This is a genomic window from uncultured Acidovorax sp. (genome assembly GCF_964021665.1).
Classification (GTDB): domain Bacteria; phylum Pseudomonadota; class Gammaproteobacteria; order Burkholderiales; family Burkholderiaceae_C; genus Acidovorax; species Acidovorax temperans.
Map to the genome: position 1 here is coordinate 1 of NZ_CAXIAK010000032.1, position 15,289 is coordinate 15,289.

Consider the following 15,289-nt stretch of genomic DNA (forward strand, 5'->3'; position numbering starts at 1 on the left):
ATCACAGCGGGCGTGATGCCAGCCTTTTGCAGCAGCTTGATGCCGTGGCCGTCCAGCGTGTGGAAGCGCTTGAGCGTTTCGCCACTTTCACTGAACAGCAGGCCGCCATCCGTCAGCACGCCGTCCACGTCGAAAAAGGCCACGCGCACGGGCTGCGCACGCAGGAGCAGCTCGGGGTCGAAATTCAGAACAGGCTGGGTCATGTCAGGGAGCAATGGAGATACAGGCACGGGCCAGGCCGGCGCACCCGTGGAGCCGACTTTGCCGGGCCACCGGGCGCGTCCACCCTTGGGGGGAAGGCGCGCAGCGACTCAGGGGGGTCATATGACTTTTGCCCGCATCAGGTCGCCAATGTGGACCACGCCGGTCAGCACGCCTGCGGCATCGACCACCAGCACGCTGGTGATGCCGTGGGCTTCCATCATTTCGGCGGCGTCCACCGCCAGTGCGTCGGGGGCGATGCGGCGGGGCGAGGGGTGCATGACCTGGGCGGCCGTGGCGGTGCGCAGGTCTGCCCCGGCTTCGATACGCCGGCGCAGGTCGCCGTCGGTGAAGATGCCTTGAATGTGGCCCGCAGCATCGACGATGGCGGAGCAGCCCAGGCCCTTGGCGCTCATCTCGCGCATCAGGTCGCTGAAGCTGGCTTCGGGGCTTACGCGGGGCACCTGATCGCCGCTGCGCATCACGTCGCTCACATGGGTGAGCAGTTTGCGGCCCAGCGAGCCACCGGGGTGCGAGCGGGCAAAGTCTTCGGGGCGGAAGCCCCGGGCGTCGAGCAGGGCCACGGCCAGTGCGTCGCCCATGGCCAGTTGCGCGGTGGTGCTGGCGGTGGGGGCCAGGTTCAGCGGGCAGGCTTCGCGCTCAACACTGCAGTCCAGCACCAGGTCGGCATGCTGGGCCAGGGTGGACTGCAGACCGCCGGTCAATGCGATCAGGGGGGCGCCCAGGCGCTTGAGCACGGGCAGGATGGCAGTGAGTTCGCCGCTTTCGCCGCTGTTGGAGATGGCCAGCACCACATCAGCGCCGGTGACCATGCCCAGATCGCCGTGGCTGGCCTCTGCGGGGTGCACAAAGAAAGCGGGGGTGCCGGTGGACGCCAGGGTGGCGGCAATCTTGCGGCCTACATGGCCACTTTTGCCCATGCCCATCACCACCAGACGGCCGGTGGTGGCCAGCACCATCTGCACGGCCTGGGCAAAACGCTCGTCCACCCGGGCCGCCAGGCCCGTGAGCGCGGCGGCTTCGATTTCAAAGGTCTCGCGCGCCAGGCGCAAGGCTTGCGCCGTGTCAAAAGGAGGGGGCGTGGAGGGGCTGACAGTCATGGCAGGATTCTATCGACCGGGGCCGCCGGCGGCCTGTTGCCGGGCCTTTCGGCCGTCTTGCTGGCAGCGTAGGTGCGATCTGCAGTGCCCTGCGCCCCTTTGCTACACCGGCAGGAGCGCAAACTTGTAACGCTCGGATAGCATCGCTGTATGTCCTCACTCGCTTTGACTTTGCTTTATTTGCTGGCCGCAGTGCTGGGCGTGGTTACCTGTCGCAGTCTCAAGTTGCCGCCCATGTTGGGCTATCTGGCCGCGGGCGTGCTGATCGGCCCCCACGCCATGGCGCTGGCGCAAAACTCCGAGGGCGTGCGCCACCTGGGCGAGTTCGGGGTGGTGTTTCTGATGTTTGCCATCGGGCTGGAATTCAGCCTGCCCAAGCTGCTGGCCATGCGCAAGCAGGTGTTTGGGCTGGGGCTGATGCAGGTGTTGGCGACCATGGCCGTGGTGACCGTGGGCGGCGTAGCCTTGTCGCACTGGGTGGGCGGCATCTGGGACATGGGCTGGCAGACGGCGCTGGCCCTGTCAGGCGTGCTGGCCATGAGCAGCACCGCCATCGTGGTCAAGCTGATGGCCGAGCGCGCTGAGCTGGAAAGCGAGCACGGCCGCCGCGTGATGGGCATTCTGCTGTTCCAGGATTTGGCCGTGGTGCCGCTGCTGATCTTGATTCCAGCCCTGGGCTCTGCGTCGGAGCAGTTGCTGCCCGCATTGGGCTGGGCGCTTATCAAGGCGGTGGTTCTGGTGGGCCTGTTGCTCACGGGCGGGCAGCGCTTCATGCGCTGGTGGCTGACCCTGGTGGCCCGCCGCAAGAGCGAAGAGCTGTTCATGCTGAACCTGCTGCTCATCACCCTGGGTCTGGCCTGGCTGACCGAACTGGCGGGCTTGAGCCTGGCGCTGGGCGCGTTCATTGCCGGCGTGCTGGTGTCAGAAACCGAATACCGCCACCAGGTGGGCACGGACATTCGCCCCTTCCACGATGTGCTGCTGGGGCTGTTCTTCATCACCATCGGCATGATGCTGGACTGGCACATTCTGGTGGACCGCTGGGCGCTGGTGCTGGCGCTGCTGGCGGTGCCGCTGCTGGTCAAGGCGGTCATCATTCTGGTGCTGGCCCGGCTGATGGGGGCCACCACAGGGGTGGCGCTGCGCTCGGGGCTGTTCCTGGCGCAGGCGGGGGAGTTTGGCTTTGTGCTGCTGTCGCTCACGCAGGACCATGGGCTGGTGCAGCCGGCGCTGATGAACCCCATCCTGGCGGCCATGGTGCTGTCGATGCTGGCCACGCCCTTCCTCATCATGTACAGCAACCGCATCGTGATGAAGCTGGTTGCCAGCGACTGGATGCAGCAGTCGCTGCAGATGACCACCATTGCGCGCAAGACCATCAACACCAGCAAGCACGTCATCATCTGCGGCTATGGCCGCTGCGGCCAGAACCTGGCGCGCATGCTGGAGCGCGAAGGCATTCCCTACATGGCGCTGGACCTGGACCCCGACCGGGTGCGCCAGGCCGCCGCCGCCGGCGACTCGGTGGTGTATGGCGACGCCACCCGCCTGCAAGCCCTGATGGCTGCCGGCCTGGTGCGCGCCAGTGCCGTGGTGGTGACCTACATCGACGTGCCCGCCGCCCTCAAGGTGCTGGCGAACACCCGCTCGCACGCGCCGCAGGTGCCCGTGGTGGTGCGCACGCAGGACGACGCCTACCTCGACAAACTGCAGGACGCTGGCGCCACCGAAGTGGTGCCCGAGGCCATTGAAGGGTCCCTGATGCTGGCCAGCCACGCATTGGCGCTGGTGGGCGTGCCCATGCGGCGCGTGCTGCGCGTGGTGCAGGACCAGCGCGATGCCCGCTACAACATGCTGCGCGGGTACTTCCACGGGGCGGATGACGACACCCCGAACGAACGCGACCAGGAGCGCATGAGCACCGTGAGCCTGCCTCCAGGAGCCAAGGCATTGGGCAGCCCGCTGGGCGATCTGGCCCTGAACGCGGTGGGGGTGCGCGTAGTCAACCTGCGGCGCGCCAATGGTCACCAAGCTGCGGCAGCAGACGACGCTGTGCTGCAAGAGGGCGACACCCTGGTGCTGTCGGGCCACCCGACTGCCTTGGCGTTGGCCGAAGACAAGCTGTTGCGCGGCTAGCACGGCTCGCCCGCCCTGGCGCTGCCTGCCAGCGGGGGGGGGTGGAGATTTGGATGAAATTGGCCGGTAGCGCTTGCGCAGTAAGCGCGAGCAGCTATGATTTCAGTAGCATTTAAAGCTGATCTGCTGGCACGGGCCTGCCAAACAGGTAGCCCTGGAACTTGTGGCAGCCGTTGCGCAGCAAAAACTCGCGCTGGCCTTCCGTCTCCACCCCTTCGGCCACCACATCCAGCCCCAGGCTCTGGGCCAGGGTGACGATGGTGCAGGCGATGGCGGCGTCGTTGGGGTCGGTAAGCACGTCGCGCACAAAGCTCTGGTCGATCTTGAGTTGATCGAGCGGCAGCCGCTTGAGGTAGCTCAGCGACGAGTAGCCGGTACCAAAGTCGTCCAGCGAGAAGCCCACGCCCCGCTCGCGCAGGGCGCGCATCTTGGCAATGCCGTCCTCCACGTCCTGCAGCAGCAGGCTTTCCGTCAGCTCAAGCTTGAGCTGGTGCGCGTTGGCGCCGCTTTCCCGCAGCGCGTCCCACACCCGCTTCACGAAGTCGGGGTGGCGAAACTCCTGCGCGCTGACGTTCACGGCCACTGTCCAGTCGCAGGTGTTCGGCTGCTGGCTCCACTGTGCCAGCTGGGTGCAGGCCATGCGCAGCACCTGCTGGCCCAGCGGCAGGATCAGGCCCGTTTGTTCGGCCAGCGGAATGAATTCGCCCGGCGACACCATGCCGCGCTGGGGGTGGTTCCAGCGCACCAGGGCTTCCACGCCCATGCGGTGGCCGGCAGCGTTCACCACGGGCTGGTAGTGCAGCAGGAACTCGCTTCGTTCAATGCCCAGGCGGATGTCGCCTTCCAGGGCCGAACGTGCCGATGCCGCCGCCTGCATGGCCGGGTCAAAAAAGCACAGGGTGTTGCGGCCCTGGGCCTTGGCCTGGTACATAGCCAAATCTGCGCGCTTGAGCAACTCATGCACCGACTGCTCCTGGTTGCGAAACAGCGTGATGCCGATGCTGGGCGTGCTGTACAGCACGGCGTCCTCCAGCGTGTAGGGCCGGCTCAGCTCCTGCAGCACTTTCTGCGCGACCAGTTCGGCTTCTACCGCTGCTTCGGTCGGCCCCGGCTGCAGCCCTTGCAGCACCAGCACAAATTCGTCGCCCCCCAGGCGGGCCACCGTGTCGCTGGCCCGCACACTGGCGGTGATGCGCTGGGCCACCAGCGTCAGCAGCCGGTCACCCCATTCGTGCCCCAGGGTGTCGTTGATGCCCTTGAAGTTGTCCAGGTCCAGAAACAGCAAGGCCCCATGAGTGCCTTTGCGGGCGCTTTGGGTGACGGCGCGCTCCAGGCGATCCATCAGCAGGCGTCGGTTGGGCAGGCCGGTGAGCTCGTCGTAGAACGCCAGGCGCTGGATTTCGGCTTCGGCCCGCTTTTGCGCCGTGATGTCGCGCCCGATGCCCCGGTAACCCGCAAACTGGCCTTGCTTGTCAAAGATGGGCTCTCCGCTGACGGACACCCACATCCACTCGCCCGAGGGCTTGCGGCGCTGGATTTCAAAGTTGTGGAACACCTCATGGGCCTGCAGCTGGGCACGGTGTTCCCGCCATAGCTTGTCATCCACAAAGGTGTTGTCCAGCTCCCAGAGGGTGCGGCCGTAGAAGGAGTCGTCCTGGATACCCACCTGGTTGCTGGAGCGCCCGTCCAGCCGCACAAAGCGCAGTTGCTCGTCCTGCTCCCAATACCAGTCGGAGGACAGGTGAGTCAGGCTGCGCCAGCGCGCTTCACTTTGGCGCAGGGCCTCCAGGGTGCCCACGTAATCGGTCACGTCGGTGAACGTGCGTACCAGGCCGCCGTCGGGCATGGTGCGGGTGCGCACTTCCAGGGACCGCCCCTTGCTCGTGCGGCGCACATAGGTGTCGGGCACCGTCTGGCCGCGCCCTTTCACCGCGTAGTCGGCTTGCACGTAGGCCCGCGCGCCGGCTTCTATCAGCTCAAAGCCCTGGCCAAAGTCGCCACGCTCGGTTTGAAAGCGCACGATGTCTTCGTGGGTGGGCTCGGTGGCCATGAACTCGCGGGGCAGCTCCAGCAGTTCCAGGTAGCGCTGGTTGAACACGCGGATCTTGCCGTCGGCATCCACCTTCACGATGCCCTGCGAGACGCTGGCCAGCGTGGCTTCCAGGGCGTTGGTTTTTTCACCCAGCAGCGCGCTGGTGCGCACCAGCTGGGCGTCCACCTGGCGCCGGTCTTCTTCGGCACGGCGCGCCATTTCCAGCTGGCCCACGGTGCTGAGCAGCGGCTGCAGGAACTGGATGTCCGCACTGGCGTAGCCGCTGTGGCTGTTGGCCAGCACCACCACCGCCACCAGCTCCTGCGCGGCATGAATGGGCAGCGCCATGCAAGCCCCCAGCGGCGGCAGCCCGGCGGGCAGCGGCTGGCAACTGGCGTCGGCGCTGGCGTCTTCCAGGATCACGGGTTGTTCATTCGCCAGCACCTGCCCGACCAGGGGGGTGGTGCTGTCAAAAACCCGTGCCTCCTGAAGGCGACGCACGGTCTGCATGCGCGTGGCCTCATCCCGGCGGATGTCCGTCATGGCATGCAAGTGCAGCGTGGGCGAGCCACCGGGCGTGTGCTGTACGTGGCCCACCATGCCAAAGCTGCTGCGTGTCAGCTCCATCAGCTCGTCGAGCAGGGCATCGAAAGCGGCTTCGGGCTTGGCACTGGCAATGAACACCGCCTGCGCCCGCGAGATGGCCTGTAGCAAGCGGTGCTGGCGGGTGAGCATGGCCTCGGCGGATCGCCGCGCGCGGGCGCTGGTGCTGCGTTCCAGCACGGCCTCAATCTGCGCAGGCAGCGCCAGCAGGTAGTTGGAGTCAGGGTCTTGCACCGCAAAGTCGGCAAACCCATGGCGCATGGCATGTGCCGCATGGCCTTCCAGCCCCGGCCGCACCAGCACCAGGGCGGGAATACCCTGCAGCACCTCCAGCACATCAAAGGCGGTGCCGTCTTGAAGTTGGTGACGGCAGATCACGATGTCCACGCCGCCCTGGCGCACACGCTGCAGCCCCGCCTGCACGCTGGTGGCCACATCCACCTGCCAGCCCAGCCAGGGGTCGGCCAAGGCCGACACCACCACCTGCGCGTGGCAGGCATTGTTGTCAATGAGAAGGACGCAGATAGGCATGGCGATGCAAGGTTACTGGCCCAATTGCAAGAGCCGTACCCGGCCGCATGCTGCAGCCGTTACCGAAGGGGGCCAGGGACAGGGCCCGGGGTACAAGTACGTTGGCTTCATTGCAGTTCTGTGCGTGCGGGGGCGAACCAGAGCGGCCCGCTTGCCATTGTGCAGAGAAGTCGCCCACGGCGCACACAATTTGGAACAATATCGGGCTTGGCGTTGTTCTACTGTGCAGTGTGCGCGGGTCAGCGCCGCCTGGGAACCCGTGTTTTCGCGCCCCCAGGGCTTTTTCCCCCGCGGGGGCTTCGCCCCTTTGGGGTGCTTTTTTTGCCGCAATGCGCTTGCTTCAGGCGCGCGGCCTCATGCCATGCAGTCGTTCAGCGTCAACCAATACCTTCGTCAACACATCCGCACCGTGCCCGACTGGCCCGCGCCCGGTGTGCAGTTCCGAGACATCACGCCCCTGCTGCAAGACCCCAAGGTGTTCCGCGTGCTGATCGACGCCTTTGTGCACCGCTACATGGACAAGGCGCTGCGCCCCGACGTGGTGGCCGGGCTGGACGCGCGCGGCTTCATCCTGGGCGCCGTGGTGGCCTATGAGCTGAACGTGGGCTTCGTGCCCATCCGCAAAAAGGGCAAGTTGCCCTTCACCACCGTGGAAGAAACCTACGAGCTGGAATACGGCAGCGCCACGGTGGAGCTGCACACCGATGCCGTGAAACCCGGCGACCGCGTGCTGCTGATTGACGACCTGATCGCCACCGGCGGCACCATGATGGCTGGGCGCCGCCTGCTGGAGAAGCTGGGCGCCACCGTCACCGAGGGCGCGGCCATTGTCGATCTGCCCGAACTGGGTGGCTCGGCCCGGCTGAAAGAGTCTGGCTTGCCGCTCTTCACGCTGGTGGACTTTGCTGGTCATTGATGCTTGCTACCGCGTGCATCTAGCCGCCTTCGGGCGGCTTTTTCGTTTATTGCGCGCGAATACCATTTTTGCAAAACCCTGTGTTTTGACTTTGATGGTAAGAATTCGTAGACTTTCCCCGTGTTTCACTACCTGCCACGCAGGTGTTCAACCCTTGAGTGAAGTGCCGCCGGGAGTCGTGCTTGCGACTCTGTATTGCCAACGCATTGGCAATGGCAGCACCCGGAGCGGGCATGCGTCCGCTCCAACCATGTCGAGCGAGCTGGTCTCGCGCAGCGGCCCGTCCGCTACTCGACCCTTGCGCACGTCTGCCGCGTGCCATCCGGGTCGGTCTCTGTAAATCCCACGTTTTTCGTGCCGTTGGGCGCGCCACATGGCGCTGCCAGGCTGCTGCATCGCCAAAGCGTGGGCTTGTCGCCCCTCTCGAACCCTGCGCTCGTGCGGGGCGGCTTGTGTCGTTCAACCGGGAGGAGGAAGTCCATGGCAAAACAAATCGTTATTGATCACGTGTTCAAGGTCTTTGGAGACGATCCACAAGAGGCCCTGGCGCTGGTTCGCCAAGGCCTGAGCAAGCAGGAAGTCCTGGCCCGCACGGGGCAGTCCATCGGGGTGTTTGACGCCCACCTGTCGATCGAGGCGGGCGAGATTTTTGTGGTCATGGGCCTGTCGGGCTCAGGCAAATCCACCCTGGTGCGGCTGCTGAATTTGCTGATTGAACCCAGCGCCGGTCGCATCCTGGTGGACGGGGTGGACATCGCGCAGCTGCCCGATGCGCAACTGCGGGCGCTGCGCCGCAAAGACATCAGCATGGTGTTTCAGTCGTTTGCCCTGATGCCCCACATGACGGTGCTGGACAACACGGCCCTGGGCCTGGAACTGGCGGGCGTGGATCGCGCCCAGCGCCAGGCCCAGGCCGCCCAGGCGCTCGAGCAGGTGGGCCTGGCCGGGTGGGGCGACAGCTACCCGGACGAACTCTCCGGCGGTATGCAGCAGCGCGTGGGGCTGGCCAGGGCGCTGGCATCGGACCCCTCGATCCTGCTGATGGATGAAGCGTTTTCGGCGCTGGACCCCATCATCCGCACCGAAATGCAGTCGGAGCTGCTGCGCCTGCAAAAGGTGCGGCGGCGCACCATCGTCTTCATCTCGCACGACCTGGACGAGGCCATGCGCATTGGCGACCGGATTGCCATCATGAAAGACGGGCAGGTGGTGCAAGTGGGCACGCCCGACGACATCCTGCGCAACCCCGCCAACGACTATGTGCGCAGTTTCATCCGTGGTGTGGATGCGGCTGCCGTGTTCAAGGCCTCTGACATCGCCCGAAAGCCCCTCACCGTGGTGGCCGAGCATGCTGACCGGGGCTCGCGCGCGGCGTTGAAGATGCTGCAGGACCAAGACCGCGAATACGCGTATGTGGTCAGCCCTGCGCAGCAGTTTTTGGGGGTGGTGTCGGCAGAGTCCTTGCGCTCGGCATTGGCAGGGCACCAGGGGCCACTGGGGCTGGCACATGCCTACCTGCCAGCGGTGCAGCCCATCGTGGCGGACGAACCCGTCAGCGAGCTGTTTGGCCGCGTCGCCAGTGCGCCCTTCGCCATGCCCGTGGTGCAGCCGGATGGCCGCTTTGGTGGCGCCATCAGCAAGACCACCTTGCTCAAGTTTCTGGACCGGGACACCCCGCCGGTGCCGCCTTCGCAGCCCGCTTTGGCATCAGCGCAGATGCACTGATGTGCCCTAGGCCGCCCTGCCATTCCAGAATTTGAAAGACCCTGAACCATGTCCGATCTGACAGTTGAAAAGAATCCTTACGAAGCGCCACCCTCTCAAGCCCCCATGACCGCAGACGCCGTGCCGCCGCAACCCGGCCAGGTGGCCAAGGCGGCAGACAACCCGTGGGCCACCCCCGATGCCGCCAGCACGCCCGCGCCTGACAACCCTTGGGGCGACACAGTCGCCACCCCGGATGCCGGGGGCGACTGGATGGGGGCCGCCCCCACCGCACCCCTGGACGTGACCACGGGCGTAGACGGCACCGACCCTGGCTTTGCGCTGCACCAGCTGTGGGACGGCAGCTTGCCGGTGGAGTCCTGGATCAACCAGGGGCTGGACTGGGTGGTGACGAATTTCCGTCCTTTCTTCCAGACCGTGCGCGGGCCCATCGATGGCGTGCTTACCCAGATGGAGGGCTTGCTGCAAAGCGTGCCGCCGCTGTGGATGGTGGCCATTTTGAGTTTGCTGGCCTGGCAATGCGCGGGCCGTGGTGTGGCCATCGGTGCCGCAGTGTCCTTGCTGCTGGTGGCCATGCTGGGCATCTGGCCCGAGGCCATGGTCACGCTCTCGCTGGTGCTGACCTCGCTGGCGTTTTGTCTGGCGATCGGTTTGCCGCTGGGCATCCTGCTGGCGCGCAGCGACCGGGCCCAGCGTTGGATGCGCCCGTTCCTGGACGCCATGCAAACCACGCCCGCCTTTGTCTATCTGGTCCCTGTCGTGATGCTGTTTGGCATCGGCAACGTGCCGGGTGTGGTGGTCACCATCGTGTTCGCGCTGCCTCCGCTGGTGCGGCTGACCAACCTGGGCATTCGCCAGGTGCGCCCGGACCTGATTGAAGCGGCCCGCGCCTATGGCGCTTCGCCCTGGCAAATGCTGGTCAAGGTGCAGCTGCCGCTGGCCATGCCCTCCATCATGGCGGGCATCAACCAGTCGCTGATGCTGTCGTTGTCCATGGTGGTGATCGCTTCCATGATCGCCGTGGGTGGCCTGGGCCAGATGGTGCTGCGGGGCATCGGGCGCCTGGACATGGGGCTGGCCACGGTGGGCGGCCTGGGCATTGTGTTGCTGGCCATCACCCTCGACCGCGTCACCCAGGCCATGGGCCAGCCGCGCCGGGGCACGCGCCACTGGTGGCAAGCCGGCCCGGTGGGCCTGGTGGTTGGGCTGCTGGCGCGCTTTCGCGCAGCGCCTGCCCAGCGTGTGCCCCACGCGCCAGCAGACATGGCCGACGGCGCCCCGCTGCCAGCTGCCCCTGCGACGGCTTGACGCGAGCGCATCCATCTGCGCACCCACCTGAGCATTCCCCGCGCTCATCTCATCTTTTGATCGTTGCGAACCCGTTGTGGTGGCGGGCGCGCAGGTCTATTGCATTCAAACCACTGTGAAGGAGCACATTCATGCACAACCCAAATTTGATTTCAGGCGTTTCTCTGCGGGCGCGCCAGCACATGGCCAAGGCGCTGGCGGTCGGCGCGTTGTCGTTCGTGGCTGCCAGCGCCGTACAGGCCGATGCGGCCTTGCCCGGCAAGGGCACCACCGTTCAGCCCATTCAAAGCTCGATTGCGGAAGAAGCGTTTCAGACCATTCTGGTCTCGAAAGCGCTGGAGAAGCTAGGCTACACCGTCAAAGCGCCCCAGGAAACCGAGTACGCCACTGGCCATCTGGCGCTGGCCAACGGCGACGCCACCTTCATGGCCACCCATTGGGACCCGCTGCACGCTGACTTCTATCGCAACGCGGGCGGCGACGACAAGCTGTGGCGGCAAGGCACTTATGTGCGCAATTCCTTGCAGGGCTACTTGATCGACAAGAAGACTGCCGACCAATACAAGATCACCCACATCTCGCAACTGTCGGACCCGGCCTTGGCCAAGCTGTTTGACACCAATGGCGACGGCAAGGCGGACTTGACCGGTTGCAACCCCGGCTGGGGCTGCGAGCTGGTCATCGAGCACCAACTCACGGCCTACCAGCTGCGCGGCACCGTCATGCACAACCAGGGCAGCTATGCCGCACTGATTGCCGACACCATCGCGCGCTACAAGCAAGGCAAGCCCATCCTGTACTACACCTGGACGCCCTACTGGGTCAGCGGCGTGCTGCAGCCTGGCAAGGACGTGGTCTGGCTGCAGGTGCCGCACTCATCGCTGCCCGGCGAGCAGGCCAAGCTCAGCACCAAGCTGCCAGACGGCAAGGACTTTGGCTTCACGGTCAACACCCAGCGCATCGTGGCGAACAAGGCGTTTGCCCAAAAGAACCCGGCTGCAACCAAGCTCTTTGAGGTCATGCAACTGCCGGTGGCGGATGTCAACGCGCAGAACCTGCGCATGCGCGATGGCGAGAACAAGCCCCAAGACATTGAGCGCCATGTGAACGGCTGGATCAAGGCCCACCAAAAGACCTTTGACGGGTGGGTGGCGCAGGCGCTTGCGGCGGCGCGTTAACGCAGACGTAGTCAGGCGCTGCAATGCGCCTGCTCGGCCAGCCGCTGCGTGAGCCAGCCTGCAAAGTCATCCCAGTGGGTGCGTGTCATGGTGGTGCTCCGCTGTGGTCAGGCCCCCGCTGGGGCGGCTTGCGCTACCGGCGCGTTCTGTTTGCGTGCCCAGGCCTTCTCATGGAAGAAGAAGGCCACAGCCTGCACCGTGGGCTCCAGCAAGCTCAGGGTGAGCGACGCGAGCAAATTGCCCGTCACGGCGTAAGCCACCATGGCAGCCACGCAGATGTGGATGACGTAGTAGCTGGCCGTCTTCAAGAGCATGGTTTTGTTCTGATGGGCAATGCGGCGAATGTGGGACATGGCGGGCTCCTCAATCGGTGGTGGTGCCGGGTGAGCGGCTTGGGTTCAAATGGTAGGCATTCTCAATAGTAATAGCCAATCAAAAAGTTCTAATCTGAAGATAGAGGCTATGTATGGGGCGTCCGCTGCGTGCGCCTGCGCCTGCCATGTGCCCCTGTTCCCCCTTGGGAGGCAACACCCCTGTTGCTATGATGGTCGGCCTTACAACAGCGATCACGCAAGGGAGAAGACATGGCCCTGATGGACTTCATCAAGAAGCAGTTCATTGACGTCATCCAGTGGACGGAAGACAGCGACGGCACGCTGGCCTGGCGCTTCCCCATGGCGGGCATGGAAATCCAGAACGGCGGCACGCTGGTGGTGCGCGAGTCGCAGATGGCCATCTTCGTGAACGAAGGCCAGGTGGCCGACGTGTTTGGCCCCGGCACCTACAAGCTCACCACGCAGACGCTGCCGGTGCTGACCTACCTGAAGAACTGGGACAAGCTCTTTGAGTCCCCCTTCAAGAGCGACGTGTACTTCTTCAGCACGCGCCAGCAGATCGACCAGAAGTGGGGCACCCCTCAGCCCATCACGATCCGCGACAAGGACTTTGGTGCCGTGCGCCTGCGCGCGTTCGGCAACTACGCCTTCCGCATTGCCGACCCCAAGCTGTTCCACACCGAAATCTCCGGCACCCGCGAGTCCTACACCGTGGCCGAGCTGGATGGGCAGCTGCGTGGCCTGGTGCTGCAAAACATCAGCAACGCCATTGCCAGCAGCGGCCTGCCGTTCCTGGACCTGGCCGCCAACCAGATCGCTTTTGCCAATGCACTGGCGCAAGAGCTGCAGCCAGCCTTCGCCAAGATCGGTCTGCAGCTCGAATCCATGACGGTGCAAAACGTCTCGTTGCCTGAAGAGCTGCAAAAGATCCTCGACCAGAAGATCGGCATGGGCATGGTCGGCAACGACATGGGCAAGTTCATGCAGTACCAGACGGCGCAGGCCATTCCCAAGTTCGCCGAAGGCGCTGGCAACGGCGGCGGTGTGGCGGGTGATGCTATGGGCCTGGGTGCCGGCGTGGCGCTGGGCCAGGTGCTGGCGCAAAACCTGCAGCAAGGCCTGCAGGGCGGCGCTGCCCAGGCGGCCCCCGCTGCAGCGGCCCCGGTGGGCGTGCGGCCCGACGAAGTCATGGCCACGCTGGAGAAGCTGGCCGACCTCAAGGCCAAGGGCATCCTCACCCAGGAAGAGTTCGACACCAAGAAGGCAGAGCTGCTGAAAAAGCTGGTCTGACCGGATCTTGATTGCTATTGAATCAATAGCTGCTAGCGCTTGATGCATAAGGGCTGGAGGCATATTTTGCCTTCAGCCCTTGTTCGCAAGTGAAGCCTTCTTGCCCACTGCCTTCCCATGGCCACAGACCCCACCCAGCGCGCCTATCGCGCCCCTTGCCCCGGCTGTGGCGCGCCGGTGGAATTCAAAAGCGCCCAGTCCACCCATGCCGTGTGCGGCTACTGCCAAAGCACGGTGGTGCGCAGCGGCGACGTGCTCACGCGCCTGGGCAAGATGGCCGAGCTGTTCGACGACCACAGCCCGTTGCAGCTTTTTGCCAGCGGGCGCATCACCCTCGATGGCAAGGAGCAGCCCTTCACCCTGATCGGCCGCCTGCAGTTCAAAAGCGACGCAGGCGTGTGGACGGAGTGGGTGGCCTTTCTGGAAGACGGCAGCACCGCCAGCCTGGGGGAAGACAACGGCGCCTACGTCTTTACCCGCAAGATCGACCCCGGCCGCGAGCTGCCCGAAGCCAGCCGCTTTCGCCTGGGGGCCACCACCGCCATCAACGGCAAGAGCTATAGCGTTGCCTACAGCGGCAGTGCGCAGCTGGTGTCTGCCCAGGGCGAACTGCCCCAACTGCCGCCGCTGGGCCAACCGTTTGACATGGTGGAGCTGCGCAGCGCCGATGGCGAGGTGCTCAGCATCGACTACGGCCATACCCCGCCCAGCGTGGAGCGGGGGCGCTCGGTGCTGCTGGAAGACCTCAAGCTGCAGGGCCTCAAAGACGAATCGGCCAAGGAAGAAAAAGGCCGGCAGTTCAACTGCCCGCATTGCGGCGCACCGGTGCAGGTGCAGCTGTCCACCACCAAGAGCCTGACCTGCGGCTCGTGCAACAGCCTCATTGACCTGAACAGCGGCGTTGGCGGCGAGCTGCGTGCCGCCGTGCAAGACGAGCCCGTGCAGCCCCTCATCCCGCTGGGCAGCAAGGGCCAGTTGCAGGGCGTGCACTGGCAGGTGGTGGGCTTTCAGCACCGCATGGGCGTGGAGCCCGGCGACGATGAGCACTTTGGCTGGAGCGAATACCTGCTCTACAACCAAAAGCGCGGCTTTGCTTTCCTGGTCGATTCCGAAGAGGGCTGGAGCATGGTGCGCCCCACCACCGGCGCGCCCCAGCTCTCGTCCAACGGACGCACCGCCACGTACATGGGCACCAAGTACGAGCTCAAATACAGCTACGAGGCCGAAACCACCTACGTGCTGGGCGAGTTCTACTGGCAGGTGAGCCGGGGGCAGAAGACCAGCAACCGCGACTTTGGCAGCAGCAAGGGCGTGCTCTCGCTGGAGCAAAGCCGCAATGAGGTCACCTGGTCCGCCGGCGACAAGATCGCCAGCGACACGGTGGCCAAGGCCTTCAAGCTCGATGACAAGAAGGATGTGCTGCAGCGCGACGACCCCGGCCCCTTCGTGGCCAAGTCGGGCATGGGTTGCGGCACCATCATCCTGGTTGCGGTGGTCATCATCATCCTGCTCATCATCCTCAGCCGCTGTTCCAGCTGCGACCCGCGGGTGGAGAACTGCTCGTCCAGTTCCAGCTACCGCAGCTCGGGTGGCTCGTACGGCGGCTACTCCTCGGGCGGCGGCCACAAGTGACATCGCAATGACATCGAAACAACCCGAATTTCACCGGAGAACCGCATGACCAAATTTGAATGGCTTCACCCCCTGTCCATCGGCGGCACATTGCTCTATGCCCTGATGGGCATCATCATCTTCTGGGCGGCCTTCATCATCATCGACAAGATCACGCCCTACGACCTGTGGCGCGAGATTGTGGAAAAGCAGAACAAGGCTTTGGGCATGGTGGTGGCTGCCATGTGCCTTGGCATCAGCATCATCGTGGCAGCTGCCATCCATTGAGCGTTGGGGCCTGT

The 15,289-nt window shown here is 64.9% G+C and carries 11 protein-coding genes and 1 pseudogene; 8 read left to right on the forward strand and 4 right to left on the reverse strand.

Features of this window, described 5'->3' with window-relative positions; translation table 11 throughout:
- Positions 1-203 (reverse strand): annotated as a pseudogene (locus tag AADJ04_RS08970) (3-deoxy-D-manno-octulosonate 8-phosphate phosphatase); the annotation flags it as partial.
- Between the two features lie 117 nt (positions 204-320).
- On the reverse strand, positions 321-1,322 hold the full coding sequence (locus tag AADJ04_RS08975) for a KpsF/GutQ family sugar-phosphate isomerase (RefSeq protein ID WP_207374386.1): 1,002 nt from the start codon (positions 1,320-1,322) through the stop codon (positions 321-323).
- Between the two features lie 150 nt (positions 1,323-1,472).
- Between AADJ04_RS08975 and AADJ04_RS08980 the strand changes: the two genes are divergently transcribed.
- On the forward strand, positions 1,473-3,458 hold the full coding sequence (locus AADJ04_RS08980; RefSeq protein ID WP_341239399.1) for a monovalent cation:proton antiporter-2 (CPA2) family protein: 1,986 nt from the start codon (positions 1,473-1,475) through the stop codon (positions 3,456-3,458).
- 112 nt (positions 3,459-3,570) lie between these two features.
- Here the strand turns inward: AADJ04_RS08980 and AADJ04_RS08985 are convergent, their stop codons facing one another.
- The gene (locus AADJ04_RS08985; protein ID WP_341239400.1) at positions 3,571-6,624 is read right to left on the reverse strand and encodes an EAL domain-containing protein; all 3,054 of its coding nucleotides are present in this window, start codon (positions 6,622-6,624) and stop codon (positions 3,571-3,573) included.
- A 361-nt stretch (positions 6,625-6,985) separates the two neighbouring features.
- Between AADJ04_RS08985 and AADJ04_RS08990 the strand changes: the two genes are divergently transcribed.
- The 4 genes from AADJ04_RS08990 (at position 6,986) to proX (ending at position 11,751) form a co-directional block, all read left to right on the forward strand.
- Positions 6,986-7,540: an adenine phosphoribosyltransferase gene (locus tag AADJ04_RS08990; protein WP_066694640.1), complete on the forward strand. Its 555-nt coding sequence runs from the start codon at positions 6,986-6,988 to the stop codon at positions 7,538-7,540.
- A gap of 480 nt (positions 7,541-8,020) precedes the next feature.
- Positions 8,021-9,265 carry a glycine betaine/L-proline ABC transporter ATP-binding protein ProV gene (gene proV / locus AADJ04_RS08995; RefSeq protein WP_044396171.1) on the forward strand — a complete coding sequence of 415 codons (1,245 nt, stop codon included), beginning with the start codon at positions 8,021-8,023 and terminating at the stop codon, positions 9,263-9,265.
- A 105-nt stretch (positions 9,266-9,370) separates the two neighbouring features.
- Positions 9,371-10,573, forward strand: a complete 1,203-nt coding sequence (proW, locus tag AADJ04_RS09000) for a glycine betaine/L-proline ABC transporter permease ProW (protein ID WP_341239418.1) — start codon at positions 9,371-9,373, stop codon at positions 10,571-10,573.
- 182 nt (positions 10,574-10,755) lie between these two features.
- Positions 10,756-11,751 carry a glycine betaine/L-proline ABC transporter substrate-binding protein ProX gene (gene proX, locus AADJ04_RS09005; protein WP_341239419.1) on the forward strand — a complete coding sequence of 332 codons (996 nt, stop codon included), beginning with the start codon at positions 10,756-10,758 and terminating at the stop codon, positions 11,749-11,751.
- 107 nt (positions 11,752-11,858) lie between these two features.
- On the opposite strand, the gene AADJ04_RS09010 is transcribed toward proX, so the two are convergent.
- On the reverse strand, positions 11,859-12,104 hold the full coding sequence (locus tag AADJ04_RS09010) for a DUF2061 domain-containing protein (RefSeq protein WP_341239401.1): 246 nt from the start codon (positions 12,102-12,104) through the stop codon (positions 11,859-11,861).
- A 231-nt stretch (positions 12,105-12,335) separates the two neighbouring features.
- On the opposite strand from AADJ04_RS09010, the gene AADJ04_RS09015 reads away from it, so the two are divergent.
- The 3 genes from AADJ04_RS09015 (at position 12,336) to AADJ04_RS09025 (ending at position 15,275) form a co-directional block, all read left to right on the forward strand.
- Entirely contained in the window at positions 12,336-13,376 is a 1,041-nt protein-coding gene (locus AADJ04_RS09015; protein ID WP_341239402.1) for an SPFH domain-containing protein, read from the forward strand.
- Positions 13,377-13,493: 117 nt separating this feature from the next.
- On the forward strand, positions 13,494-15,008 hold the full coding sequence (locus AADJ04_RS09020; protein ID WP_341239403.1) for a DUF4178 domain-containing protein: 1,515 nt from the start codon (positions 13,494-13,496) through the stop codon (positions 15,006-15,008).
- Positions 15,009-15,053: 45 nt separating this feature from the next.
- Positions 15,054-15,275, forward strand: a complete 222-nt coding sequence (locus tag AADJ04_RS09025; RefSeq protein WP_044396181.1) for a DUF350 domain-containing protein — start codon at positions 15,054-15,056, stop codon at positions 15,273-15,275.
- The last annotated feature ends 14 nt before the right edge of the window (positions 15,276-15,289 follow it).